Here is a 26,226-nt window from a genome sequence, read left to right on the forward strand (position 1 = left end):
CAATTTCCCTCCTTCTTTAGTAAGAATTAAACACCTTGGAAGATTTCGATTTCTTTGCTGTCAGCAGTTAGCTTAACGATTGCTTTACGACGACGGCTAGTAAAACCAGCGTGACGACCAACGCGTTTTGCTTTCGGCTTGTAGTTCATGATGTTCACTTTTTCTACTTTAACACCAAAGATCGCTTCAAGAGCATCTTTAACTTCTGTTTTATTAGATTTAACGTCCACATCGAACGTGTATTTTTTTTCAGCCATCATTTCCATAGAACGTTCAGTGATAACTGGGCGCTTAATGATATCACGAGGATCTCTCATTATGCAAGCACCTCCTCTACTTTTTCCACTGCCGCTTTTGTCATGATTAGCTTATCATGATGAAGCACGTCTAAAACGTTTACGCCATCAGCAGTGATTACTGTTACTCCAGGGATATTGCGAGCAGATAACTCTACAGATTCGTTTGCATCAGCAGTTACGATAAGAGCTTTCTTCTCAACAGTTAATCCTTTAAGTACTGCTAGCATGTCTTTTGTTTTTGGTGCATTTAACACTAGGTCTTCAAGAACTACAATGTTGTTCTCAACTACTTTAGTAGCTAATGCAGATTTGATTGCTAAACGACGAACCTTCTTAGGAAGTTTGTACGCATAGCTTCTTGGTGTAGGTCCGAATACCGTACCACCACCACGCCATTGAGGAGAGCGGATAGACCCTTGACGAGCACGTCCAGTTCCTTTTTGACGCCATGGTTTACGACCACCACCACGAACTTCAGAACGAGTTTTTACTTTGTGTGTACCTTGACGTAAAGATGCACGTTGCATCATTACAGCTTCGAAAAGTACAGCTTCATTTGGTTCGATACCGAAAATAGCTTCAGCTAATTCGATTTCACCAACCTGTGAACCAGTTTGGTTATATACAGTAACTTTTGGCATTGGAATTCCTCCTTCCTATTGTGAATTATTTGCTAACCTTCACAGCGCCTTGAACAACTACAAGAGATTTCTTAGCACCTGGAACGTTACCTTTTACTAGTAATAAGTTGCGCTCAGCGTCAACTTGAACGATTTCTAAGTTTTGGATAGTAACTTGGTCTCCACCCATACGTCCAGCAAGTTTTTTGCCTTTGAATACACGGTTCGGAGCAACTGGGCCCATTGAACCTGGACGACGGTGATAGCGAGAACCATGAGACATAGGTCCGCGAGATTGTCCGTGGCGTTTGATAACACCTTGGAAACCTTTACCTTTAGAAATTCCTGTTACGTCAACGATTTCACCTGCAGCGAAAACTTCAACTTTTACCTCTTGACCAACCTCTAATCCGTCCACGTCTGCATCGCGGATTTCGCGAATGAAGCGCTTAGGAGTTGTAGATGCTTTAGCAGTGTGGCCTTGTTCAGGTTTGTTAGTTAACTTTTCACGTTTATCTTCAAATCCTAACTGGATTGCATTGTAGCCATCAGTTTCAGTTGTTTTCATTTGAAGAACAACGTTTGGATTAGCAGCGATAACTGTTACTGGGATTAACTCACCGTTCTCAGCAAATACTTGAGTCATACCGATCTTTCTTCCTAAGATTCCTTTGGTCATGAGTTACACCTCCTACATTTTTAAGTTATATGAATTATAGTTTGATTTCGATATCTACACCAGACGGTAAGTCTAAACGCATTAATGAATCTACTGTTTGTGGAGTAGGACTCACGATATCGATTAAACGTTTGTGTGTGCGCATTTCGAATTGCTCACGAGAATCTTTGTACTTATGAACAGCACGAAGAATTGTGTAAATAGTCTTCTCAGTTGGTAATGGGATCGGACCAGAAACTGTTGCCCCAGAACGCTTAGCTGTTTCTACAATTTTCTCAGCTGATTGATCAAGAATACGGTGATCATAAGCTTTTAAACGGATACGAATTTTTTCTTTTGCCATTATTTTCCCTCCTTCGTTCGCCTATTTCTAAAATAGACCTTCTCCATGGAAATTTCCCCACACCATGCCATGGCAAAGCGGCCGGGTGTGTCAGCAACCTTCCACTTCATCGCAGTCAAAGACCAACATTGTCTATTATACAATGTTATTCGTCTAGATGCAAGCATCTTTTTGTTTGCATCTGCTTTTCTCTACTTTTGCTATTATACATGGCACTTTAAAGAATTTCAAGTTTTCATCCCACAGAATTCTTTTTACAGTTTCTGGATTTTAGTTTTATTGATTTTGTATTATTATAGAAGAAACTCGTCAAAATATAAAAAAATCATTTCATTCATCATATAAATACAAACAAAAAACCCAAGGGAAAATCCCTTGGGTTTTTTTATATCAGTTAAGATTACTCAACGATAGTAGCAACTACACCGTAACCTACTGTACGTCCACCTTCACGAATAGAGAATTTAGTTCCCTCTTCGATAGCGATTGGAGCGATAAGTTCGATAGTCATTTCGATGTTGTCACCAGGCATTACCATTTCAGTACCTTCTGGTAATTGGATGATACCAGTTACGTCAGTTGTACGGAAGTAGAACTGAGGACGGTAGTTAGCGAAGAATGGAGTGTGACGTCCACCTTCTTCTTTAGATAATACGAAAACTTCAGCTTTGAATTTAGCGTGAGCTTTTACAGAGCCAGTTTTAGCAAGAACTTGTCCACGTTGGATGTCTTCACGAGCAACCCCACGAAGTAAAGCACCGATGTTGTCTCCAGCTTGAGCTTGGTCAAGAAGTTTACGGAACATCTCTACACCAGTTACAGTTGTAGAAGCATTTTCTTCAGCAAGACCGATGATTTCTACTACGTCACCAACTTTAACGATTCCGCGCTCTACACGACCAGTTGCAACTGTACCACGACCTGTGATAGAGAATACATCCTCGATAGGCATTAAGAATGGTTTGTCAGTTTCACGTTCTGGAGTTGGGATGTAAGCATCAACTTCAGTCATTAATTCAATGATTTTTGCTTCCCAATCAGCTTCTCCTTGAAGAGCTTTAAGAGCAGAACCTTTGATTACAGGAATGTCGTCGCCTGGGAATCCGTATTCAGATAATAGGTCGCGAACTTCCATTTCTACTAATTCTAATAATTCTTCGTCGTCTACCATGTCGCATTTGTTTAAGAATACAACGATGTAAGGAACACCTACTTGACGAGAAAGAAGGATGTGCTCACGTGTTTGAGGCATTGGGCCATCAGCAGCAGATACTACTAAGATACCGCCGTCCATTTGAGCAGCACCAGTGATCATGTTTTTAACATAGTCAGCGTGACCTGGGCAGTCAACGTGTGCATAGTGACGAGTTTCAGTTTCGTACTCAACGTGTGCAGTTGAGATTGTGATTCCGCGCTCTCTTTCTTCTGGAGCAGCGTCGATTTGATCGTATCCGCGTGCTTCAGCACCACCAGCTTTTGCAAGAACTGTAGTGATCGCAGCAGTTAATGTAGTTTTACCATGGTCAACGTGGCCGATTGTACCGATGTTAACATGGGGTTTAGAACGTTCGAATTTAGCTTTAGCCATTCTAAATTCCTCCTTAGTTTATATAGGTTATTTTATATTTAGACTAGAAAGTGAAACTTACGTCCCACTTTCTAAGCTTACATAAGTAGTTATACTTGAACAATCGATAAAAATCAATTATTCACCTTTATTTTTTTTAATAATTTCTTCAGAAACAGACTTCGGTACTTCTTCATAATGATCAAATGTCATTGAGAATGTTCCGCGTCCTTGAGTGTTAGAACGTAATGCCGTTGCATAACCGAACATTTCAGAAAGTGGAACCATAGCGCGAACAACTTGTGCGTTACCGCGAGCTTCCATACCTTCTACACGTCCACGACGAGATGTTACGTCGCCCATAATGTCACCCATGTACTCTTCAGGAATTACAACTTCAACTTTCATCATTGGCTCAAGAATTACTGGGCTACATTTAGAAACCGCAGCTTTAAGTGCCATAGATGCAGCGATTTTGAACGCCATCTCAGATGAATCGACATCATGGTAAGATCCGTCAACTAACGCAGCTTTGATGTCAACTAGTGGATAACCAGCTAGTACACCATTTTTAAGTGAGTCTTCAAGACCCGCTCCAACAGCTGGGATGTATTCACGTGGAACTACACCACCGACGATTTTGTTTTGGAATTCAAAACCTTTACCTTCTTCATTAGGTTCAAACTCAATCCAAACGTGACCGAATTGTCCACGACCACCAGATTGACGAGCGAACTTACCTTCAACTTTCGCAGCAGCGCGGAAAGTCTCACGGTATGCTACCTGAGGAGCACCAACGTTTGCTTCCACTTTGAATTCACGACGCATACGGTCAACGATGATATCAAGGTGAAGTTCACCCATACCAGCGATGATTGTTTGGCCAGTTTCTTGGTCAGTGTGAGCACGGAATGTTGGATCTTCTTCAGAAAGCTTAGATAATGCTGTACCCATTTTATCTTGGTCAGCTTTAGATTTTGGTTCGATAGCTACAGAGATAACTGGCTCTGGGAATTCCATAGACTCAAGGATAACAAGACTCTTCTCATCACAAAGAGTATCACCAGTAGTAGTATCTTTTAAACCTACAGCAGCAGCGATATCACCAGCGTAAACTGTTGAAATCTCTTCACGGCTGTTAGCGTGCATTTGTAGGATACGACCTACACGCTCACGCTTACCTTTAGTTGAGTTTTTCACGTATGATCCAGAGTTTAACACACCAGAATACACACGGAAGAACGTTAACTTACCAACATAAGGGTCAGTCATGATTTTGAATGCTAAAGCTGCGAATGGTTCTTCATCGCTAGACTTACGTTCGATTTCTTCATCTGTATCCGGAAGAGTACCTTTAATAGCTGGTACGTCTAATGGAGATGGTAGGTAGTCGATAACTGCGTCTAACAGAATTTGAACACCTTTATTTTTGAATGCAGAACCACAGATTACTGGGAAGAATTCTACAGAAGTTGTAGCCTTACGGATACCAGCTTTAAGCTCTTCTACAGTGATTTCTTCACCTTCTAGGTACTTCATCATCATTTCTTCATCAAGCTCAGCTACCGCTTCAATAAGTTTTCCACGGTATTCTGCAGCTAATTCTTTGTGCTCTTCAGGAATTTCAACACGCTCGATGTCTGTTCCTAAATCGTTACCGTACATGTAAGCACATTCTTCAACAAGGTCAATGATACCATTGAACTCATCTTCAGCACCGATTGGTAACTGAATTGGGTGTGCGTTTGCTTGTAAACGATCGTGGATTGTTCCTACAGAGTATAAGAAATCTGCACCAATCTTATCCATTTTGTTAACGAATACGATACGAGGTACACCGTAAGTAGTAGCCTGACGCCAAACAGTTTCTGTTTGTGGTTCTACACCAGATTGTGCATCAAGTACTGCTACCGCACCATCAAGTACGCGTAAAGAACGTTCTACTTCTACTGTGAAGTCTACGTGTCCTGGAGTGTCAATGATGTTTACACGGTGACCTTTCCATTGAGCTGTAGTTGCAGCAGAAGTAATTGTGATACCACGCTCTTGCTCTTGCTCCATCCAGTCCATCTGAGATGCACCTTCATGAGTTTCACCGATTTTATGAATACGTCCTGTATAATACAGAATACGCTCAGTTGCTGTTGTTTTACCAGCATCGATGTGAGCCATGATACCAATATTACGAGTGTTTTCTAAAGAGAACTCTCTTGTCATTTGGTGTCTTGCTCCTTCCATATATGGATTGGATTTTTTTATTTTAAGTAGCAAAAAAGCCACTTTATATTGTTACACATGTCAGTATGTCCAGTACCCTCATTATGTAAAACGAGCGCCCAACGAAAGGGAGAGGCATTCTCCCTCTCCACACTTCCATAAGCGACAAATAAAGCGGTTTATGCTTACATTTATTTTACGTTGAATCCTACCAACGGTAATGAGCAAATGCTTTGTTAGCTTCTGCCATTTTATGAGTGTCTTCACGTTTCTTAACAGATGCACCAGCGTTGTTAGCTGCATCTAAGATTTCGTAAGCTAGACGCTCTTCCATAGTTTTTTCACCACGAAGACGAGCATAGTTTACTAACCAGCGAAGACCTAAAGTTGTACGGCGTTCTGGACGAACCTCAACTGGAACTTGGTAGTTAGCACCACCAACACGACGAGCACGTACTTCAAGAACAGGCATGATGTTCTTAAGAGCTTGCTCGAATACTTCCATAGGGTCTTTATCTGAACGTTCACGAACGATATCGAAAGCGTTATAAAGAATTGTTTGAGATTTACCTTTTTTACCGTCAACCATCATTTTGTTGATAAGGCGTGTTACTAGCTTAGACTTGTACATTGGATCTGGTAACACGTCACGTTTCGCAACAGGTCCTTTACGAGGCATATTGAGTTCCTCCTTTCATTATAAGTTTATTATTTTTTAGCAGGTTTTGGTCGCTTAGTACCATATTTAGAACGTCCTTGCATACGTTTGTCAACACCAGCTGTATCAAGCGCACCACGAACGATGTGGTAACGTACCCCTGGTAAATCCTTTACTCGACCACCGCGAATTAATACTACGCTATGCTCTTGTAGGTTATGACCGATACCTGGGATGTAAGCTGTAACCTCGATACCGTTTGTTAAACGTACACGAGCGTATTTACGTAACGCTGAGTTAGGTTTCTTTGGAGTCATTGTACCAACACGAGTACATACACCACGTTTTTGAGGTGCAGAGATATCAGTTGATTTTTTCTTTAAAGAGTTGAACCCTTTGTTTAACGCAGGTGATTTAGATTTCCATACTTTATCAGTACGACCATTTCTCACTAATTGGTTAATAGTAGGCATTTGATTATCCTCCCTTCGCATGTTTGTATGACCACATATCCAGGTGGTTCATTATTAGTTGAAAACAAAGTTTTTGCAAGGAAGAGCAAATGCTCTCTCCTCACAAAAACAGTTTTAACTTATTATTCCTATTGCTGAAGCTCCCACTTGAATCCCCGAAACTTTTCCAAGCTTACGAACTGATTCAACTTTGGTTATGGGTATGTTATGTTGCAAGGCAGTACGAATGATCATATGGGTTAACCGCATATCAGCATCTTCCGCAATAACAACTTCTTTAACTATACCATTTTTGATTGCCTCCAATGTACGTTTATGACCAACGACTACATTTTCAGCATTTGACACTTTTTGATAAGACATATAAATATCCTCCAAAGCATCGTTCAGGAGCAACCTTGATTATAGTAACATTTTGACTCATACAATGTCAACTAGGATTAACTGTTTTTATACAAAATTTACGACGGAAAATTTTACTGTTCCACATAAACTTCATCGTTTTCTACATTCATGTCACCTTGTGTTGTTTTTACAAGATCCACTTTGCGATAACGATTCATACCCGTTCCAGCAGGAACAAGTTTACCGATAATAACATTTTCTTTCAATCCTAGAAGCTCATCGCGTTTACCCTTAATCGCTGCATCAGTTAAGACACGTGTCGTTTCTTGGAACGATGCTGCAGATAAGAATGAATCAGTTTCAAGTGAAGCTTTTGTAATACCAAGCAGAACAGGTCTAGCCGTTGCTGGTTGTTTACCTTTCAGTAACACCTTCGCATTCGCATCAGTAAACTGATGGATATCTAGTAGTGTTCCTGGTAATACATCTGTTTCACCCGCGTCACTTACACGAACTTTACGTAACATTTGACGTACCATTACTTCTACGTGTTTGTCACCAATTTCTACCCCTTGCATACGGTATACTTTTTGAACTTCACGTAGTAAGTATTCTTGAACCGCCGTAATGTCCGTTACTTTTAGTAATTCTTTCGGATCAATAGAACCTTCTGTTAACTCTTTACCGTGGCTAATCGGCTGTCCTAAAGTTACTTTCAGACGCGCACCGTAAGGAATAGCATACGTACGAGCTTCAACTTCACCCTGTACAACTACTTCTTGGCGATCTTTAACATCGTTGATCGCTGCGATAACACCATCGATTTCACTGATAACTGCCTGACCTTTCGGGTTACGAGCTTCGAAGATCTCTTGGATACGAGGTAAACCTTGAGTGATATCATCTCCGGCAACCCCACCTGTATGGAACGTACGCATCGTTAACTGTGTACCTGGCTCACCGATAGATTGAGCTGCGATAATACCTACCGCTTCTCCTACTTCTACGTCTGTACCAGTTGCTAAGTTACGACCGTAACACTTCTTACATACACCGTGGCGAGTGTTACACGTGAACGCTGAACGAATGTTTACAGTTTCAACACCCGAATTTTCAACGATATGAGCGATATCTTCAGTAATTAGTTGGTTTTCACTAACTAATACTTCACCTGTTTCAGGATGTTTTACAGTTTTTCTTGCAAAACGTCCAACAAGACGATCATATAATGACTCAATTACTTCATTACCCTCTTTAATCGCACCAATTAATAGACCACGATCTGTTCCACAATCATCTTCACGGACAATTACATCTTGTGCAACGTCTACAAGACGACGTGTTAAGTAACCAGAATCGGCAGTTTTAAGTGCTGTATCGGCAAGACCTTTACGCGCACCATGCGTAGAGATGAAGTACTCAAGTACTGTTAAACCTTCACGGAAACTTGATTTAATTGGAAGTTCGATAATACGACCAGATGGATTGGCCATCAGACCACGCATACCAGCAAGCTGAGTAAAGTTTGATGCATTACCACGGGCACCGGAATCACTCATCATGAAGATTGGGTTGCGTTTATTCAAGGATTTCATCAGTTTTCCTTGGATAACATCTTTTGCATTACTCCAAATAGAGATAACGCGATCGTAACGTTCTTCTTCCGTGATTAAACCGCGACGGAATTGTTTAATTACATTATCTACTTTTGCTTGTGCTTCATGGAGAATTTCATCTTTTTCGCCTAATACAAGAATGTCAGATACCCCAACTGTAATACCAGCTTTTGTAGAGTACTTAAATCCTAAGTTTTTCATGCGGTCAAGCATGCGAGATGTTTCCGTAATTTGGAAACGTTTGAATACTTCCGCAATGATGTTACCAAGGATCTTCTTGCTAAATGGCGCCACTTCTTCGCGACTAGCAATAATTTCTTTAATGTTCGCACCTTTTTCAACGAAATACTCCGCTGGTGTTTCTTTTTCAAGGTTTGAGTTTGTCGGTTCATTAATATAAGGGAACGACTCTGGTAAAATTTCGTTAAATATTAATTTACCAACTGTTGTTAATAGAAGCTTACCTTTTTGCTCTTCAGTAAATGTTACATTATTTACTGAACTTGCAGCAACTGCAACACGTGTGTGCAGATGTACATATCCATTTTGGTATGCAAGTATTGCTTCGTTTGCATCTTTGAAGACCATACCTTCACCGATTGCGCCTTCACGCTCAAGTGTTAAGTAGTAGTTACCTAATACCATATCCTGAGATGGAGTAACAACTGGTTTTCCGTCTTTTGGATTCAAGATGTTTTGTGCCGCTAACATAAGAATACGAGCTTCTGCTTGTGCCTCTGATGATAACGGTACGTGAACTGCCATTTGGTCACCGTCAAAGTCCGCGTTGTATGCAGTACATACAAGTGGGTGAAGACGAATTGCGCGACCTTCTACTAATGTAGGTTCAAACGCCTGGATACCAAGACGGTGAAGTGTTGGTGCGCGGTTTAGAAGTACTGGATGCTCTTTGATCACAGATTCTAAAACGTCCCAAACTTCAGGTTGTACACGCTCGATTTTACGTTTAGCACTCTTAATGTTGTGTGCTAAACCTTTTCCAACTAACTCTTTCATAACGAAAGGCTTAAACAATTCAAGCGCCATTTCTTTCGGTAATCCACATTGGTACATCTTTAAGTTCGGTCCTACAACGATTACAGAACGGCCAGAGTAGTCAACACGTTTACCTAATAAGTTTTGACGGAAACGTCCTTGTTTACCTTTAAGCATGTGAGATAGTGATTTTAATGGACGGTTACCTGGTCCAGTAACTGGACGGCCACGGCGACCATTATCGATTAATGCGTCTACAGCTTCTTGTAACATACGTTTTTCGTTTTGAACGATGATGCTTGGTGCACCTAAGTCCAATAGACGTTTTAAACGATTATTACGGTTAATTACACGACGGTATAAGTCGTTTAAGTCAGAAGTAGCAAAACGTCCACCATCCAACTGTACCATTGGGCGTAGTTCTGGCGGGATAACTGGAAGAACATCTAGGATCATCCAAGATGGGTGATTTCCAGAGTTACGGAATGCTTCTAATACTTCTAGACGTTTAATAGCACGAGTACGGCGTTGTCCTTGCGCTGTTTTTAATTCTTCTTTTAAGAAGTCTACTTCTTTATCTAAATCGATGTCTTGTAGTAGCTTTTTAATCGCTTCCGCACCCATAGCAGCTTGGAATGTGCTACCATATCGATCACGATATGCACGGTATTCTTTTTCAGAAAGTAATTGCTTCTTATCAAGTGGTGTATCTCCACTTTCTGTTACAACATAAGAAGCGAAATAAATTACTTCTTCAAGCGCGCGAGGGGACATGTCTAAGACAAGTCCCATGCGGCTCGGGATACCTTTGAAATACCAAATATGAGATACAGGAGCAGCTAATTCGATATGACCCATACGTTCACGACGAACTTTTGCACGCGTTACTTCAACGCCACATCGATCACAAACTACACCTTTATAACGTACACGTTTGTATTTTCCGCAATGACATTCCCAGTCCTTTTGTGGTCCGAAAATACGCTCACAGAACAAGCCATCTTTTTCAGGCTTTAACGTACGATAGTTAATTGTTTCTGGTTTCTTAACTTCACCGTATGACCAAGAACGAATCTTGTCAGGTGAAGCAAGTCCAATCTTCATATATTCAAAGTTATTTACATCTATCAAGGGGCCTACCTCCCTTTTAGTCTACAGGTTATCCCAATTATTCTTTAGTTGTCTCAACTTCGACATTCAATTTATCTGCTGATTGATGATCATCGTCATCTTCTGTATCACGCATTTCGATTTCTTTATCGTCGCTAGACATCATTTTAACGTCCATACCTAAACTTTGCAGCTCTTTAATCAATACTTTGAATGATTCAGGAACGCCTGGTTCTGGAACATTTTCGCCTTTAACAATTGCTTCATACGTCTTAACACGTCCAACAACATCATCAGACTTCACTGTTAAGATTTCTTGAAGAGTATAAGCAGCACCGTAAGCTTCAAGTGCCCAAACCTCCATCTCACCGAAACGCTGTCCACCGAACTGAGCTTTACCTCCAAGAGGCTGCTGCGTTACAAGTGAGTATGGTCCAGTAGAACGAGCATGAAGTTTATCGTCAACCATGTGCGCAAGTTTGATCATATACATGACACCAACAGATACGCGGTTATCGAATGGTTCACCAGTACGTCCGTCATACAGGATTGTTTTCGCGTCATTTGCCATACCAGCTTCTTCAATCGTGCCCCAAACATCTTCCTCACGAGCACCATCGAATACTGGTGTTGCAATGTGAATACCAAGGTATCTTGCTGCCATACCAAGATGAAGCTCTAATACCTGACCGATATTCATACGAGATGGTACCCCTAATGGGTTTAACATGATATCGATTGGCGTACCGTCTGGTAAGTAAGGCATATCTTCTTCTGGTAAAATACGAGAGATAACACCTTTGTTACCGTGACGTCCGGCCATCTTATCACCTTCAGAGATTTTACGTTTTTGAACGATATATGCACGTACAAGTTGATTCACGCCTGGTGGCAATTCATCGCCATCTTCACGGTTGAATACTTTTACGTCTAAGATAATACCGCCACCACCGTGTGGTACACGTAGTGATGTATCACGTACTTCACGTGCTTTTTCTCCAAAGATAGCATGTAATAGACGTTCTTCAGCTGTTAATTCTGTTACACCTTTAGGTGTTACTTTACCAACAAGTAAATCTCCATCTTTTACTTCCGCACCAACGCGAATGATACCGCGCTCGTCAAGGTTGCGTAATGCATCTTCCCCAACGTTTGGAATGTCACGTGTAATCTCTTCTGGTCCAAGCTTCGTATCACGAGCTTCTGACTCATATTCTTCAATATGAATAGAAGTGTACACATCATCTTTTACAAGGCGCTCACTCATAATGATCGCATCCTCGTAGTTATAACCGTCCCAAGTCATGAAGCCAACAAGCACGTTACGTCCAAGTGCTAGTTCACCTAATTCCATAGAAGGACCATCCGCAAGAATCTCACCTTTTACAACTTCATTTCCAACACTTACGATTGGACGTTGGTTGTAGCAAGTTCCTTGGTTAGAACGAATGAATTTTTGCATTTTGTAGCGATCTAAGTCGCCTTTTACTGTTTGACCGTCAACTTCTACATAGCGACGTACCCAAACTTCACGTGCTTCTACGCGTTCAACAACACCAGGGTGTTTACAGATTACTGCAGCACCTGAGTCTTTTGCTGATACGTACTCCATACCTGTACCTACAATCGGAGATTCCGGATTCATTAACGGAACCGCCTGACGTTGCATGTTCGCTCCCATAAGTGCGCGGTTAGAGTCATCGTTTTCTAAGAACGGAATACAAGCTGTCGCTGCTGACACTACTTGTTTTGGAGATACATCCATGTAGTCGATGCGTTCTTTATTTGTGACAATGTTTTCACCACGGAAACGAGCTACGATATCTTCGCTAAGGAATTCTCCTTCTTCAGATAATTTCATATTCGCTTGGGCTACAACATAATTATCTTCTTCATCTGCTGTTAAGTAATCAACCTGCCCTGTTACAAGACCAGATTCTGGATCAACACGACGGTATGGTGTTTCAATGAAACCAAACTCATTTACTTTCGCGAACGATGATAATGAGTTAATCAAACCGATGTTTGGTCCCTCTGGTGTTTCAATCGGACACATACGACCATAGTGAGAGTAGTGAACGTCACGTACTTCAAAGCCTGCGCGCTCACGCGTTAAACCACCGGGTCCTAATGCAGATAGTCTTCGTTTGTGAGTTAACTCTGCTAATGGGTTTGTTTGATCCATGAACTGAGATAACTGAGAACTTCCGAAGAACTCTTTAATAGATGCAATAACCGGGCGAATGTTAATTAACGCTTGTGGTGTAATTGCATTTGTATCTTGAATCGACATTCTCTCACGAACAACACGTTCCATACGAGAAAGACCGATACGGAATTGATTTTGTAATAGTTCTCCAACAGAACGCAGACGACGGTTTCCTAAATGGTCGATATCATCTGTATCCCCCACTTTGTATAGTAGGTTGAAGAAGTAACTGATAGAAGCAAGGATATCACCCGGTGTGATGTGTTTTACATCACGAGTAATATTTGCATTACCAATTACATTAATTACGCGTTCGCCTTCTGACTCAGGAGCATAAATCTTAATAGATTGCAGCTCAACATCGCCTTCTACCACTCCACCCATTGGTTTCGCTGTTTTGAATCCAATGTTTTTCTCTAAGTAAGGTAAAATGCGATCAAGTGTACGACGATCTAAGATTGTTCCTTCCGCCGCTAAAATTTCACCAGTTTCTGGATCCACTAATGTTTCAGCTAAACGTTGATTAAACAATCTGTTTTTAATGTGTAACTTCTTGTTGATCTTATAGCGACCTACATTTGCTAAATCGTAGCGCTTTGGATCGAAGAAACGAGACACAAGTAAGCTCTTAGCATTTTCTACTGTTGGTGGTTCACCAGGACGTAGACGCTCATAAATTTCAAGCAATGCTTTTTCTGTGCTATCTGTGTTGTCTTTTTCTAATGTGTTGCTTAAGTATTCGTTATCACCTAAAAGCTCGGTGATTTCTTGATCAGAGCCAAACCCTAATGCGCGTAACAAAACAGTTACAGGAAGTTTACGCGTACGGTCAATACGCACATATACAACATCCTTAGCATCTGTCTCATACTCTAACCAAGCTCCGCGGTTTGGAATTACAGTAGCAGTAAAACCACGTTTTCCGTTTTTATCCACTTTGCCACTATAGTATACGCTTGGAGAGCGAACTAACTGGGAAACGATAACACGTTCTGCACCGTTAATTACGAATGTTCCAGTCTCTGTCATGAGTGGGAAATCTCCCATGAACACATCTTGTTCTTTTACTTCACCAGTTTCCTTGTTGATTAGACGCACTTTTACACGAAGTGGTGCTGCATACGTCACATCACGCTCTTTGCATTCGTCTACAGAGTATTTAGGTTCACCTAAGCTGTAGTCGATAAATTCAAGCGATAGATTTCCCGTAAAGTCTTCGATCGGAGAAATGTCTTGGAACATTTCTCGCAAACCCTCATCAAGAAACCACTGATAAGAAGAGGTTTGAATTTCGATAAGATTTGGTAACTCTAATACTTCACTAATACGGGCATAACTTCTTCGTTGGCGGTGGCGTCCGTATTGAACTAGTTGACCTGTCAACTGCTTCACCCCTCAAATCATGAGTATTATAAATGCACAAAAAAATTTGTGCAAAATCACAAATAAATACAACTACTGCTATTAGCGTAGTTTTTTTCTCTTAAAGATAAATACGTTGAGTCTTTCTACCTGCTCAAAAAAGAAAAATGGCTTCTATAAGAAAACCATCATTCTGTTTCATAATCTGCTGATTTTACTATCTTTTCCAAGAGAAACAAAAATATACATCTTTCTCAACGCAGAAAATCATATATTGGCATTGTATAATGTTAACATAGCCAAAAATAACCGTCAACGTTTTTTTGATTTTATGATATAATATCCTTTTTTCTTTTCTACAACTTCGACTTCAGAAAATACTTCCTCTAGTTTCTTCAGCGCAGATGGTGCACCTTGCTTCTTTTGAATAACAATCCACAACTCTCCACCTGGAACTAAATACTCTACAGCCTTTTCTAAAATCTCATGCACGATATCTTTACCTGCACGAATTGGAGGATTAGATAGAATAGCAGCATACATACCATCTACATTTTCATAGACGCTACTTTGAAAAATGTGTACATTTCCAATTCTATTGTTAGCGGCATTTTCTTTCGCAAGCTCAAGCGCCCTTTCATTCACATCCACCATGTGAACTTTACGGTCTTGAAACTCTTTCGCCAACGATAAACCAATTGGTCCATATCCACAACCTACGTCTAATATATCACCTTTAATATCTGGCACTTGAAACGCTTCAATTAAAAGACGAGAACCAAAGTCCACTTCGTTTTTCGAGAACACCCCACGGTCAGATAAGAAAGTTAATCGAGATCCACGAAGTGTAAATTCCCATCGCTTACGATCACTTTTACTAGAAGGGTCGTTAGAAAAATAATGGTCTGCCATATGGCCACCTCTTTTCTTTACAGTTAAAAAAAAAGCTCGCATGAGAGCGAGCTTTTTTTAAAGCATCAAAAGTTAATTACTTAACTTCTACAGCAGCGCCAACTTCTTCAAGTTTAGCTTTCATTTCTTCAGCTTCCTCTTTAGAAACGCCTTCTTTGATTGCTTTTGGAGTGTTGTCAACTAATTCTTTAGCTTCTTTTAAGCCAAGACCAGTGATTTCACGTACAGCTTTGATAACTTTGATTTTTTGAGCGCCAGCACTTGCAAGTACTACGTCAAATTCAGTTTTCTCAGCAGCAGCTTCACCAGCGCCACCAGCTACAGCTACAGGAGCAGCAGCAGTTACGCCGAATTCTTCCTCGATAGCTTTTACTAAGTCGTTAAGTTCTAATACAGTCATAGATTTAACTGCTTCAATGATTTGTTCTTTAGTCATTGTAAATATCCTCCCTTAAATAGGTTTGTATTGTTTTATAGATAACAAGTAATTATCTTTTAAAAAATTAAGCGCCTTGCTCTTCCTTTTGTTCTGCAACTGCTTTAGTAGCAAGTGCAAGGTTACGGATTGGAGCTTGAAGAACGCTAAGAAGCATAGAAAGTAAGCCTTCACGTGATGGAAGAGTAGCGATAGCTTTAACCTCATCAAGTGTTACAAGTTTACCTTCGATTACACCAGCTTTAATTTCTAAAGCTTCATGTTTTGTAGCGAAGTCATTTAATACTTTCGCAGGAGCAACTACATCCTCGTTACTGAACGCGATTGCGTTTGGTCCTGTTAAGAATTCGTTTAACTCAGCCATTTCAGCAGACTCTGCAGCACGACGAGTTAAAGAGTTTTTGTAAACTTTGAACTCAACGCCAGCTTCACGTAAGTTTTTACGTAATTCTGTTACTTCAGAAACTGTTAAACCACGGTAGTCAACAACGATTGTAGATTTACTTTCGCGAAGTTTGTCCGCGATTTCAGTTACAACTTGTTGTTTAGTTTCGATTACTTTGCTCATGTTATTACACCTCCTGTAGATTATATAGAAGATGTACCGAAAGTGCACTAAAAACCTCCATGCCCAACTTGTAGACATGGAGGCATATAGTCACAGAAAAAATTTCCGTTTCGTATATTAACACCTAGGTAGGAAATTAAGTCTATTGACACCTACTGTCTACGGTACACTAATTAAATTCACAACATAAATGATTATATAAAAACTTCTTTATGAAGTCAACTTCCAAATTTTACGCTAATGTAGAAACGTCTACACGTACGCCAGGTCCCATTGTAGAAGCAACTGTTACGTTCTTCATGTAAGTACCTTTTGCAGCAGCTGGCTTAACTTTTTGTAAAGTGTCAGCAATTGTTCCGAAGTTTTCTACTAATTTAGCATCTTCGAAAGATACTTTACCGATTGGAACGTGGATGTTACCAGCTTTATCAACGCGGTATTCAACTTTACCAGCTTTGATTTCGTTAACAGCTTTAGTTACATCGAAAGTAACTGTTCCAGTTTTAGGGTTTGGCATTAAACCTTTAGGTCCTAATACGCGACCAAGTTTACCAACTTCACCCATCATGTCAGGAGTTGCTACTACTACATCGAAATCGAACCAACCTTGTTGGATTTTACCGATGTAATCAGCATCGCCTACGAAGTCAGCTCCAGCAGCTTCAGCTTCTTTAGCCTTTTCACCTTTAGCGAATACTAATACACGTTGTACTTTACCAGTACCGTGTGGAAGAACAACTGCACCACGGATTTGTTGGTCAGCTTTCTTAGGGTCAACACCTAAACGGAATGCAACTTCTACAGTCGCATCAAATTTAGCTGTGTTTGTTTTCTTTACTAATTCTACTGCTTCTGTTGCAGAGTAAGCAGTTGCACGATCAACAAGCTTTGCAGCTTCTACGTACTTTTTACCTCTTTTAGCCATTTTTATTTCCTCCTCGAATGTGGTTTTAGCGGAATAACCTCCCACGTTTACGCTTATTTTCAGGTATAACCTGAGGATGCGCGCCATCCATTTATTTAAAAACGATAATCATTTACGATAATAAAGGTTGCGAATTGGAATTCCAGACCCGCAACCTTTTTTAAAAACAAATCGAATTAGTCTTCGATAACGATGCCCATACTGCGTGCAGTACCTTCAACCATACGCATTGCAGCTTCTACACTAGCAGCGTTTAGGTCAGGCATTTTAGTTTCAGCGATTTCGCGTACTTTATCACGCTTAACAGTTGCCACTTTATTACGGTTTGGTTCACCAGAACCAGACTCAATACCAGCTACTTTCTTAAGAAGAACAGCAGCAGGAGGAGTTTTAGTAATGAAAGTGAATGAACGGTCCTCAAATACCGTAATTTCAACAGGGATGATAAGACCAGCTTGATCAGCTGTACGAGCGTTAAACTCTTTACAGAAGCCCATGATGTTAACACCTGCTTGTCCTAATGCTGGACCAACTGGTGGAGCTGGGTTAGCTTTACCTGCAGGAATTTGAAGCTTTACCATTTTAATTACCTTTTTAGCCACGAGACACACCTCCTTAAGTCCGTGATGTGGTCAATTGGACAGTGATTTGCCCTCCCACGTCATATTTTATCTGTAAGGATAAAATCTTTCAAAAAACGTCTCCGATAACGAAGACGTACTGACTTAAAAGATATTATCACTTTTTACAATTCATTTCAAGTTTCATTTTATAATTTTTCAATTTGATGGAAGTCAAGCTCAACTGGAGTCTCGCGACCAAACATGTCCACAAGCACGCTAACCTTTTTCTTCTCCACATCAATTTCTTCAATAGCACCTGTATAATCTGCGAATGGCCCCTCATTTACACGCACTGTCTCATGAAGTTCAAAGTCGAAATCAACCACTTCGTTGTCCATTCCCATATGCTTCATAATGGTAACCACTTCTTCTTCTAATAAAGGTGATGGTTTAGATCCAGAACCAGAAGAACCAACGAACCCAGTTACACCTGGCGTGTTACGTACAACATACCAAGAGTCATCAGTCATGATTAACTCTACTAATACATAACCTGGGAACACTTTTCTTTTCATTAATTTTTCTTTACCGTTTTTCATTTCTACTTCTACTTCTTCCGGGACAACAACACGGAAAATTTTATCTTGCATACCCATTGATTCTACACGTTTCTCTAGGTTTGCTTTTACTTTATTTTCATATCCAGAATAAGTATGGACAACATACCAACTTTTTTCCATTCATTTAGGACGAGCGTCCTTCCCTCCCTGACGTACATTTTTTTGCGCAAATGAAAAAACCCGTTCACCGGGCTTTTACACAGTTCTTATAAATAACATTATATCATGGATAAGTGCTTCTTATTCAAGAATTAACCAAGAATTAACCGAATTAAAGAAGAAATGCCCATATCAACCACTGCGAAGAAAATCGCAAAGAAGACAACTGTAGCGATAACAGTCGCTGTTGAACGGAGTAATTCATCTTTTTTAGGCCAACTTACTTTTTTCATTTCGCGACCTACATCGCCGAAAAAGTTCGTTAAACGCATCTACGGGACCTCCAGTTTATTATTTCAATTATTTATTTTGTTTCCTTGTGAACTGTATGCTGATTGCATGTTTTACAAAACTTCTTTATTTCAAGTCGCTCTACTGAGCTCGTATCTTTCATCGTAGAGTAGTTTCGATTTTTACACTCTTCACATGAGAGTACAACTTTTTTTCTCATTAGTTACACCAACCTTGTAACATTATGTCCCTAAAAATGTATCATACAACAAAAGACAATGTCAATGACATGCCTTTTGCACTCTCTACAAAAAGAAAACAGGTGATTTTTTACACCTGTAGCATTTGTTATGAATTTAAAGTGGTACTCTCTCTCATTTCCATATATCGTTCCAATTTCCGCTTCACCCTCTGTAAAGCGTTATCAATAGATTTCACATGTCTATTTAACTGTTCCGAAATCTCTTGATAAGAACGACCATCTAGATATAAAGAAAGCACTTTTCTTTCTAAATCGCTTAATAATTCAGATATTTTAGATTCTATGTCTGTATATTCTTCCTGACTTATAATCATTTCTTCAGGATCCGTTACCTTCGCTTCCGAAATAACATCTAATAATGTCCGATCAGATTCCTCATCATAAATCGGCTTATCTAAAGACACATATGAATTTAACGGAATATGTTTTTGCCTTGTTGCTGTTTTAATAGCGGTAATAATTTGCCGAGTGATACACAGTTCAGCAAATGCTTTGAATGAAGACAGCTTGTCCTCTTTATAATCACGAATCGCTTTAAACAATCCAATCATACCTTCTTGAACAATATCTTCTCGATCGGCACCCACTAAGAAATAAGATCTTGATTTCGCGCGAACAAAGTTCTTATATTTGTGAATCAAATATTCTAGAGCGTCAGTATTACCTTTTCGAACTAACTCAACGATTGCCTCATCCTCTAAATCACGAAATGTAACGTCGCCTACACTTACGAAGCCTGCTTCCACCTTGATCCCTCCGACCGCTATTTATTTAGCAATATTATACAGTAAAAAGATAAAGAGCGTCAATGCTTCAACGCTCTCCTCTTCTTAATTTTTCTAATTTTTCTGTAATATCTTTACTAAATATCTTTCGCATGGCGGGTTGCTTTTCTTTTGTGTCTTGTGTACGCCTTCTTACTTGTTGCTCCATCGCTTGTACTTCCAACTCCAATTCACGTGCAGATTTCCGAAGAGCACCTTGCGCAAATATAACCCATTGTTCCGTATAATCAGAAGTCGCAACATATATTTGCGTATTTATATTTCTAAGCTCAATCGCAAGCTGCTCTATCTTTTCATCTGCAGTTTGATTCTTCCTCGTGAATATGACTTCCACACGCGATTGTTTCATCTTTTTTTCAATACCTTGGACTGTATAAGCATCAAAGACTATCATTACCTTTGTACCTGTGTATCCTTGGTAATCCGCCATCTTATCAATCAGTGCATCTCTTGATGATTGCAAATCTACATCCCGTAGTTTCTTCAAGTCTCCCCAAGCTCCGATAATGTTGTAACCGTCAACGATTAAAATATCGTTCATTTTTTATTTACCAATTTCGTGACGCTTACGATATACCTCATACATTAACAAACTTGCGGCTACTGAAGCATTTAAGGATGTAACTTTACCGACCATCGGTAAAGTAATTAAGAAATCACATTTTTCACCAATAATACGACTCATACCTTTTCCTTCACTTCCAATTACTAATCCAATTGGCATTTTACCATCTAAATTACGGTAATCCGTTTTCCCTTTTGCATCTGTACCAGCAATCCAAAGTCCACGTTCTTTTAATTCATCGATTGTACGAGATAAATTCGTTACACGTGCAACAGGAATATATTCAATTGCTCCAGTCGATGCTTTCGCAACTGATGCAGTAAGTCCCACAGCTCTTCTTTTCGGAATAATAATTCCATGAGCTCCTGTTGCATCCGCAGTACGCATAATAGAACCTAGGTTATGCGGGTCTTCAATTTCATCTAAAATTAAGAAGAACGGATCTTCGTTACGCTTCTCTGCCACTTTAAATAGATCTTCCAGCTCAGCATATTGATATGCAGCCACTTGAGCAATTACACCTTGATGGTTCCCCTCAACTAATTGATCTAATTTCTTCTTTGGTGCATGTTGTAAAATAATCTTATTTTCTTTCGCTAGTGCTAGTACAATTTGTATCTGTCCTTTGGCAGCACCTTCCGCGATCCAAATTTTATTAATATCTCTTCCTGAGCGTAACGCTTCAATTACAGGGTTACGTCCGATAATATATTCACTACTCATGATGATGTGCCCCCTTCCTTTTCTTCTAAAACAGCAATTGCCTTATATACAATTTCGTCTAATCTTTCACGATTATTTAATAAGTGATGATAGCCAATTAGCGCTTCAAAGGCTGTACTATATCGATATGTTTGTACATCAGTATTTTTCGGGACAGTACCTGAATTTGCATTACGCCCTCTTCTTAGTACCGCCTCTTCTTCCTCTGTTAAAAATGCTGTCTCTAATAAATGATAAACAACTTTCGCCTGTGCTTTTGCCGAAACAAAGCTTGTCCCTAATCGATGCAATTGATTAGGACGAACTTTCCCTTTTTGAAGTAGGTGATAGCGGATATATTGTTCATATACCGCATCACCCATATATGCTAACGCTAAGCTGTTTAATTGCTTTGCATCAATCATTCTTATCCTCTTTTCCATCTTGTACCTTGAGCGGTATCTTCTAAAATAATATTACGGTCTTTTAAATCATCGCGAATTTGATCCGATAACGCAAAATCACGATTTTTACGAGCTTCAATGCGCTTTTGAATAAGTACCTCAATTTCTTCATCAAGCAACTCTTCTTGCGCTAATTCTAACCCTAAAATATCAAATAATGTTTCAAGTTGTTTTACGTATGCTTCAATTACAACTGTAGACGTATGTTCTTCCAGTAAATATTGATTTGCATGATTTGCTACATTATATAACTCAGTGATTGCATTAGCAGTGTTGAAGTCATCATTCATTGCTTCTTCAAATGCAGTCTGGAATTTTTCCAGTTCCGCTAACCATTTTTCATTATGATCTGTTAAATCAGTACTACTTTCCATACGGTGTTTTAAATTACCGTAAGCCGTTTTAATTCTTTCCAGTCCATTATTTGTGCTTTGTAGTAAATCTTCACTGAAATTAATTGGGTGACGGTAATGTACCGATAGCATAAAGAATCTAATTAGCTGTGGATCATATTGCTTAATGATATCGTGAACTAAAATGAAGTTCCCCAGTGACTTAGACATCTTCTCATTATTAATATTAATATATCCATTGTGCATCCAATAACGTGCAAATGTTTTTCCTGTTAATGCCTCAGACTGCGCAATTTCATTCTCATGATGAGGAAATGCCAAGTCTTGACCACCAGCATGAATATCGATTGTATCTCCTAAGTATTTACGCGCCATTGCTGAGCATTCAATATGCCAGCCTGGACGACCTTTCCCCCAAGGGCTTTCCCAGAAGATTTCTCCTTCTTTCGCAGCTTTCCATAAAGCAAAATCAAGAGGGTCTTGTTTCTTTTCTCCTACTTCAATGCGCGCACCGTGACGTAAGTCGGCGATTGGTTGATGCGATAATTTACCGTATCCTTCAAATTCCTTCGTTCTAAAGTACACATCACCTTCTGATTCATATGCATATCCTTTATTCACAAGTTCTTGAATAAATTCAATAATGATATCCATATTTTCCGTTACACGCGGATGAACTGTTGCATGTTTGCAACCTAGTGCCGTTACATCTTCAAAATACGCTTCAACGAAACGGTCAGCAATTGTCGGCACATCTTCACCTAATTCATTTGCTGCTTTAATTAATTTATCATCTACGTCAGTAAAGTTAGATACATACTGCACATCATACCCTTTATATTCTAAATAACGGCGTACCGTATCAAATACCATAGGTGGTCTTGCATTCCCAATGTGAATATAGTTATAAACTGTAGGTCCACACACATACATCTTTACCTTATTTTCTTCTAATGGAGTAAACTCTTCCTTTTGACGCGTTAACGTATTATAAATGTGAATAGTCATTTTTATCCTTCCTTTCTACCTTTACTTCAAGTTGTTTTTTCAATTTATCAAGTTCTACTTCCATGACCTTTAACTTATCAAAAATTGGGTCTGGAAGGTCAGAATGATTTAATTCTTGACCGATCTTTACTCCATTTTGAATAACGACTCGGCCAGGTATACCTACAACTGTAGAATGTGCAGGCACTTCTTTTAATACGACAGACCCTGCTCCAATTTTAGAATTCTCCCCAACTGTAATAGAACCTAGTACTTTAGCACCTGTTGCAATTAGTACATTATCCTGAATTGTAGGATGCCTCTTCCCCTTTTCTTTACCCGTACCACCTAATGTAACACCTTGATAGATCGTTACATTATCACCAATTTCGCACGTTTCTCCAATTACAACCCCCATTCCATGGTCTATGAAAAAACGACGACCAATTGTTGCTCCTGGATGAATCTCAATACCAGTAAAGAAACGACTAACTTGTGAGATCCAACGTGCAATAAAGAAGAAATTCTTTTTATAAAAAGCATGTGCAATTCGATGGGCCCAAACTGCATGTAATCCAGAGTAAGTCAAAATGACTTCGAAATAACTTCTTGCCGCTGGATCCTGTTCAAAAACGACTTCAATATCTTCCCGAAGCCTCTTAAACATCGATGTTCCCTCCCCTTTATGGGCTGCTTTTTCGAGTGAACTAACTCCCTTTACTCCCTACTTATCCCCCTAAACCTTTATACACAGGGATAAAACTTATACTCATATCCACTTTTACGGTATAAAAAAAGACGCCTCTGTCATATTGACAGAGACGCCTTATAAGCGCGGTTCCACTCTGTTTAGGCTAAAAAAAGCCTCAAACTCATCTATGATAACGGTGTACACCGCTTCTGCTTACTTTACGCCCTAAGACGTTTCACAAAACAATTCGCTGTTCAGCAGAAGACTCGAAGGGGCATTTCAAAAATCCGCTTATAAACCACTTCCAGCCTAAAGGTGGTTCTCTCTGTAAAAAGCCTGATTTTCTACTTCTCCTTCTCGTCGCTTTTCCTTATTAGGTTTTAAGTATACTTATTATATTTCTAAATCTAGAAAATGTTAACCAATTACTTTTTGAAGACGATTTAAAACTTTTTCTTTTCCAAGAAGTGCAATAGCATTAGGAAGCTCTGGGCCATGTGTTTGACCAGTAGTTGCAACACGGATTGGCATAAATAAGTTTTTACCTTTATGACCTGTTTCCTTTTGCACTGCTTTAATAGCCGCCTTAATTGCTGCTGGTTCCATCGCTTCTAGTGCTTCTACTTGACCCGCAAATGCACGAAGTACTTCTGGTACTTGTTCACCTTTTAATACTTCTTGTCCTTCTTCTTCATAATCAACATGATCTTTGAAGAACATTTCAGAAAGCTCTACAATTTCAGCTCCAAAACTCATTTGTTCATGATATAACGCAATTACATCACGAATCCAAGCTTGTTCTTGTTCACTTAGAGTTTCACCTATACGTCCAGCTTTCACTAGATGCGGTAAACTTAACTCTACCACCATATCTAAGTCTTGCTTTTTCATATATTGGTTGTTCATCCATTTTAGTTTTTGAGAATCAAATAATGCAGGCGATTTTGATAAACGAGCTGCATCGAACATTTTGATAAACTCATCTTGAGAGAAGATTTCCTCTTCTCCTACTGGCGACCAACCTAATAGTGCAATAAAGTTAAAGATTGCTTCTGGAAGATATCCAAGCTCTTTATATTGCTCAATAAATTGAATAATAGATTCATCACGCTTACTTAACTTTTTACGGCTTTCGTTTACAATTAAAGTCATATGACCAAATTGCGGAATATCCCAACCGAAAGCTTCGTAAATCATCATTTGTTTTGGCGTATTTGAAATATGATCATCACCACGAAGTACATGTGTAATCTCCATTAAGTGATCATCTACTGCTACCGCAAAGTTATAAGTTGGAATTCCATCTTTTTTCACGATAACGAAATCACCGAAATCATTTGAATGGAATGCAACTTCATCTTTTACGATATCTTTAAACGTGTAGTCGCGATCAACCGGTACACGGAAACGAATACTCGGAATGCGGCCTTCAGCCTCAAATCCCTTCATTTGCTCCTCAGTTAAATCACGGTGGTTTCCAGCATAACGCGGTGTTTCACCACGAGAGATTTGCCCTTCACGCTCTGCTTCTAGCTCTTCTTCTGTCATATAACATTTGTAAGCTAAACCGCGCTCTAATAAATCTTCATATAATTTTTTATAAATATCTAAACGCTCTGTTTGACGATATGGTCCAAATTCACCACCAACATCAACACCTTCATCCCAGTCCATACCGAGCCATTTCAAGTATTTTAATTGGCTTTCTTCTCCACCAGCAACATTACGTTTCACATCAGTATCTTCAATACGAATAATAAACTTACCATCTTGATGACGAGCAAATAAATAATTAAATAATGCCGTACGCGCATTTCCGATATGTAAGTGTCCTGTTGGACTTGGCGCATAGCGCACTCTCACTTGCTTTTCCATAATTGGTACACCTTCCATTCTTAATGTCAACACATTCTATAATTGTACACCAAAAAAATGTGATTATCCATCTTACGAATTAAAAACCATTATTTTTTCTGTAATAAAACAACTGCTTGAGAAGCGATTCCTTCTTCTCTACCTGTAAATCCTAATTTTTCTGTTGTTGTTGCCTTTACATTGATATTGTCAATAGACGTTTCTAATAGTTCACTAATACGTTTACGCATACTTTCAATATGTGGTGCCATCTTTGGCTTTTGAGCAATAATTGTACAATCTAGATTCCCTAACTCGTAACCTTGTTCACGTACAAATTCCCAAACCTTTTGCAGCAATACAGCTGAATCAGCATCTTTAAAAGCAGGATCTGTATCAGGGAAATGCTTTCCAATATCCCCAGCTGCAATTGCACCTAAACACGCATCCGCAATCGTATGTAACAATACGTCTGCATCTGAATGACCAATTAATCCTTTCTCATGAGGAATTGTAATTCCACCAATAATTAACGGTCTACCTTCCGCAAACTCATGCACATCAAAACCTTGTCCAATTCGAAACATTTTTTACATCCTCCTCAAGCTAAACTACAGTGCTTTATGATTCTATATTATATCGCTATCCTTATAAA

27 protein-coding genes and 2 other annotated features are annotated in these 26,226 nt (G+C 39.4%); all 27 genes read right to left on the reverse strand.

The window, feature by feature from the left end:
* Nucleotides 1–26: 26 nt before the first annotated feature.
* Nucleotides 27–317 carry a 50S ribosomal protein L23 gene (rplW, locus tag DN392_RS26015; RefSeq protein WP_001205558.1) on the reverse strand — a complete coding sequence of 97 codons (291 nt, stop codon included), beginning with the start codon at nucleotides 315–317 and terminating at the stop codon, nucleotides 27–29.
* A complete protein-coding gene (rplD, locus tag DN392_RS26020) occupies nucleotides 317–940 on the reverse strand; it encodes a 50S ribosomal protein L4 (RefSeq protein WP_001127258.1) in 624 nt (207 codons plus the stop codon). Before rplD ends, rplW begins: the two co-directional genes overlap by 1 nt.
* A 25-nt stretch (nucleotides 941–965) precedes the next feature.
* Nucleotides 966–1,598: a 50S ribosomal protein L3 gene (gene rplC, locus DN392_RS26025; protein WP_149238114.1), complete on the reverse strand. Its 633-nt coding sequence runs from the start codon at nucleotides 1,596–1,598 to the stop codon at nucleotides 966–968.
* Nucleotides 1,599–1,632: 34 nt separating this feature from the next.
* Nucleotides 1,633–1,941 (reverse strand): 30S ribosomal protein S10, encoded by a 309-nt coding sequence (rpsJ, locus tag DN392_RS26030; RefSeq protein ID WP_001040595.1) that lies wholly within the window; start codon nucleotides 1,939–1,941, stop codon nucleotides 1,633–1,635.
* Nucleotides 1,942–2,341: 400 nt separating this feature from the next.
* Nucleotides 2,342–3,529, reverse strand: a complete 1,188-nt coding sequence (gene tuf / locus DN392_RS26035) for an elongation factor Tu (RefSeq protein ID WP_001029617.1) — start codon at nucleotides 3,527–3,529, stop codon at nucleotides 2,342–2,344.
* A gap of 117 nt (nucleotides 3,530–3,646) precedes the next feature.
* A complete protein-coding gene (fusA, locus tag DN392_RS26040; protein WP_000196381.1) occupies nucleotides 3,647–5,725 on the reverse strand; it encodes an elongation factor G in 2,079 nt (692 codons plus the stop codon).
* Between the two features lie 208 nt (nucleotides 5,726–5,933).
* A complete protein-coding gene (gene rpsG, locus DN392_RS26045) occupies nucleotides 5,934–6,404 on the reverse strand; it encodes a 30S ribosomal protein S7 (protein ID WP_001137489.1) in 471 nt (156 codons plus the stop codon).
* A 29-nt stretch (nucleotides 6,405–6,433) separates the two neighbouring features.
* Nucleotides 6,434–6,856, reverse strand: coding sequence for a 30S ribosomal protein S12 (gene rpsL, locus DN392_RS26050; RefSeq protein WP_001142341.1), 423 nt, complete (start codon nucleotides 6,854–6,856; stop codon nucleotides 6,434–6,436).
* Nucleotides 6,857–6,970: 114 nt separating this feature from the next.
* On the reverse strand, nucleotides 6,971–7,219 hold the full coding sequence (locus tag DN392_RS26055) for a 50S ribosomal protein L7ae-like protein (protein WP_000121828.1): 249 nt from the start codon (nucleotides 7,217–7,219) through the stop codon (nucleotides 6,971–6,973).
* Nucleotides 7,220–7,332: 113 nt separating this feature from the next.
* Nucleotides 7,333–10,944: a DNA-directed RNA polymerase subunit beta' gene (rpoC, locus tag DN392_RS26060; protein WP_000567948.1), complete on the reverse strand. Its 3,612-nt coding sequence runs from the start codon at nucleotides 10,942–10,944 to the stop codon at nucleotides 7,333–7,335.
* 37 nt (nucleotides 10,945–10,981) lie between these two features.
* On the reverse strand, nucleotides 10,982–14,515 hold the full coding sequence (rpoB, locus tag DN392_RS26065) for a DNA-directed RNA polymerase subunit beta (protein ID WP_000147550.1): 3,534 nt from the start codon (nucleotides 14,513–14,515) through the stop codon (nucleotides 10,982–10,984).
* Nucleotides 14,516–14,806: 291 nt separating this feature from the next.
* Entirely contained in the window at nucleotides 14,807–15,406 is a 600-nt protein-coding gene (locus DN392_RS26070; protein ID WP_000763288.1) for a class I SAM-dependent methyltransferase, read from the reverse strand.
* A 76-nt stretch (nucleotides 15,407–15,482) separates the two neighbouring features.
* Nucleotides 15,483–15,842: a 50S ribosomal protein L7/L12 gene (rplL, locus tag DN392_RS26075; protein WP_000159737.1), complete on the reverse strand. Its 360-nt coding sequence runs from the start codon at nucleotides 15,840–15,842 to the stop codon at nucleotides 15,483–15,485.
* A 67-nt stretch (nucleotides 15,843–15,909) separates the two neighbouring features.
* Nucleotides 15,910–16,410, reverse strand: a complete 501-nt coding sequence (rplJ, locus tag DN392_RS26080; protein ID WP_000048721.1) for a 50S ribosomal protein L10 — start codon at nucleotides 16,408–16,410, stop codon at nucleotides 15,910–15,912.
* A 39-nt stretch (nucleotides 16,411–16,449) separates the two neighbouring features.
* Nucleotides 16,450–16,593: a sequence feature (ribosomal protein L10 leader region), on the reverse strand.
* Between the two features lie 49 nt (nucleotides 16,594–16,642).
* Complete coding sequence (gene rplA / locus DN392_RS26085) at nucleotides 16,643–17,335, reverse strand: 50S ribosomal protein L1 (RefSeq protein ID WP_002096939.1); 693 nt, start codon at nucleotides 17,333–17,335, stop codon at nucleotides 16,643–16,645.
* Nucleotides 17,336–17,511: 176 nt separating this feature from the next.
* Nucleotides 17,512–17,937 carry a 50S ribosomal protein L11 gene (gene rplK / locus DN392_RS26090; RefSeq protein ID WP_001085872.1) on the reverse strand — a complete coding sequence of 142 codons (426 nt, stop codon included), beginning with the start codon at nucleotides 17,935–17,937 and terminating at the stop codon, nucleotides 17,512–17,514.
* Between the two features lie 167 nt (nucleotides 17,938–18,104).
* On the reverse strand, nucleotides 18,105–18,638 hold the full coding sequence (gene nusG, locus DN392_RS26095; protein ID WP_000415794.1) for a transcription termination/antitermination protein NusG: 534 nt from the start codon (nucleotides 18,636–18,638) through the stop codon (nucleotides 18,105–18,107).
* A gap of 131 nt (nucleotides 18,639–18,769) precedes the next feature.
* A complete protein-coding gene (secE, locus tag DN392_RS26100; protein ID WP_001241321.1) occupies nucleotides 18,770–18,949 on the reverse strand; it encodes a preprotein translocase subunit SecE in 180 nt (59 codons plus the stop codon).
* A gap of 32 nt (nucleotides 18,950–18,981) precedes the next feature.
* Nucleotides 18,982–19,128, reverse strand: a complete 147-nt coding sequence (gene rpmG / locus DN392_RS26105; RefSeq protein WP_002070160.1) for a 50S ribosomal protein L33 — start codon at nucleotides 19,126–19,128, stop codon at nucleotides 18,982–18,984.
* Nucleotides 19,129–19,256: 128 nt separating this feature from the next.
* Nucleotides 19,257–19,916 carry an RNA polymerase factor sigma-70 gene (locus DN392_RS26110; RefSeq protein ID WP_000387198.1) on the reverse strand — a complete coding sequence of 220 codons (660 nt, stop codon included), beginning with the start codon at nucleotides 19,914–19,916 and terminating at the stop codon, nucleotides 19,257–19,259.
* A gap of 67 nt (nucleotides 19,917–19,983) precedes the next feature.
* Entirely contained in the window at nucleotides 19,984–20,496 is a 513-nt protein-coding gene (locus DN392_RS26115; protein WP_000997888.1) for an NYN domain-containing protein, read from the reverse strand.
* 3 nt (nucleotides 20,497–20,499) lie between these two features.
* Entirely contained in the window at nucleotides 20,500–21,243 is a 744-nt protein-coding gene (gene rlmB / locus DN392_RS26120; RefSeq protein WP_000093757.1) for a 23S rRNA (guanosine(2251)-2'-O)-methyltransferase RlmB, read from the reverse strand.
* On the reverse strand, nucleotides 21,240–21,647 hold the full coding sequence (locus DN392_RS26125; RefSeq protein WP_000564263.1) for a Mini-ribonuclease 3: 408 nt from the start codon (nucleotides 21,645–21,647) through the stop codon (nucleotides 21,240–21,242). Before DN392_RS26125 ends, rlmB begins: the two co-directional genes overlap by 4 nt.
* 2 nt (nucleotides 21,648–21,649) lie before the next feature.
* A complete protein-coding gene (cysS, locus tag DN392_RS26130) occupies nucleotides 21,650–23,047 on the reverse strand; it encodes a cysteine--tRNA ligase (protein WP_000152265.1) in 1,398 nt (465 codons plus the stop codon).
* Nucleotides 23,028–23,693 carry a serine O-acetyltransferase gene (gene cysE / locus DN392_RS26135; protein WP_000476500.1) on the reverse strand — a complete coding sequence of 222 codons (666 nt, stop codon included), beginning with the start codon at nucleotides 23,691–23,693 and terminating at the stop codon, nucleotides 23,028–23,030. Before cysE ends, cysS begins: the two co-directional genes overlap by 20 nt.
* A gap of 147 nt (nucleotides 23,694–23,840) precedes the next feature.
* Nucleotides 23,841–24,087, reverse strand: a binding site (T-box leader).
* Nucleotides 24,088–24,134: 47 nt separating this feature from the next.
* The gene (gene gltX, locus DN392_RS26140) at nucleotides 24,135–25,592 is read right to left on the reverse strand and encodes a glutamate--tRNA ligase (RefSeq protein ID WP_000415158.1); all 1,458 of its coding nucleotides are present in this window, start codon (nucleotides 25,590–25,592) and stop codon (nucleotides 24,135–24,137) included.
* Nucleotides 25,593–25,681: 89 nt separating this feature from the next.
* Nucleotides 25,682–26,158, reverse strand: a complete 477-nt coding sequence (ispF, locus tag DN392_RS26145) for a 2-C-methyl-D-erythritol 2,4-cyclodiphosphate synthase (protein WP_000488386.1) — start codon at nucleotides 26,156–26,158, stop codon at nucleotides 25,682–25,684.
* Nucleotides 26,159–26,226: the final 68 nt, after the last annotated feature.

The organism is Bacillus sp. BB51/4 (assembly GCF_008368845.1).
Lineage (GTDB): Bacteria > Bacillota > Bacilli > Bacillales > Bacillaceae_G > Bacillus_A > Bacillus_A wiedmannii.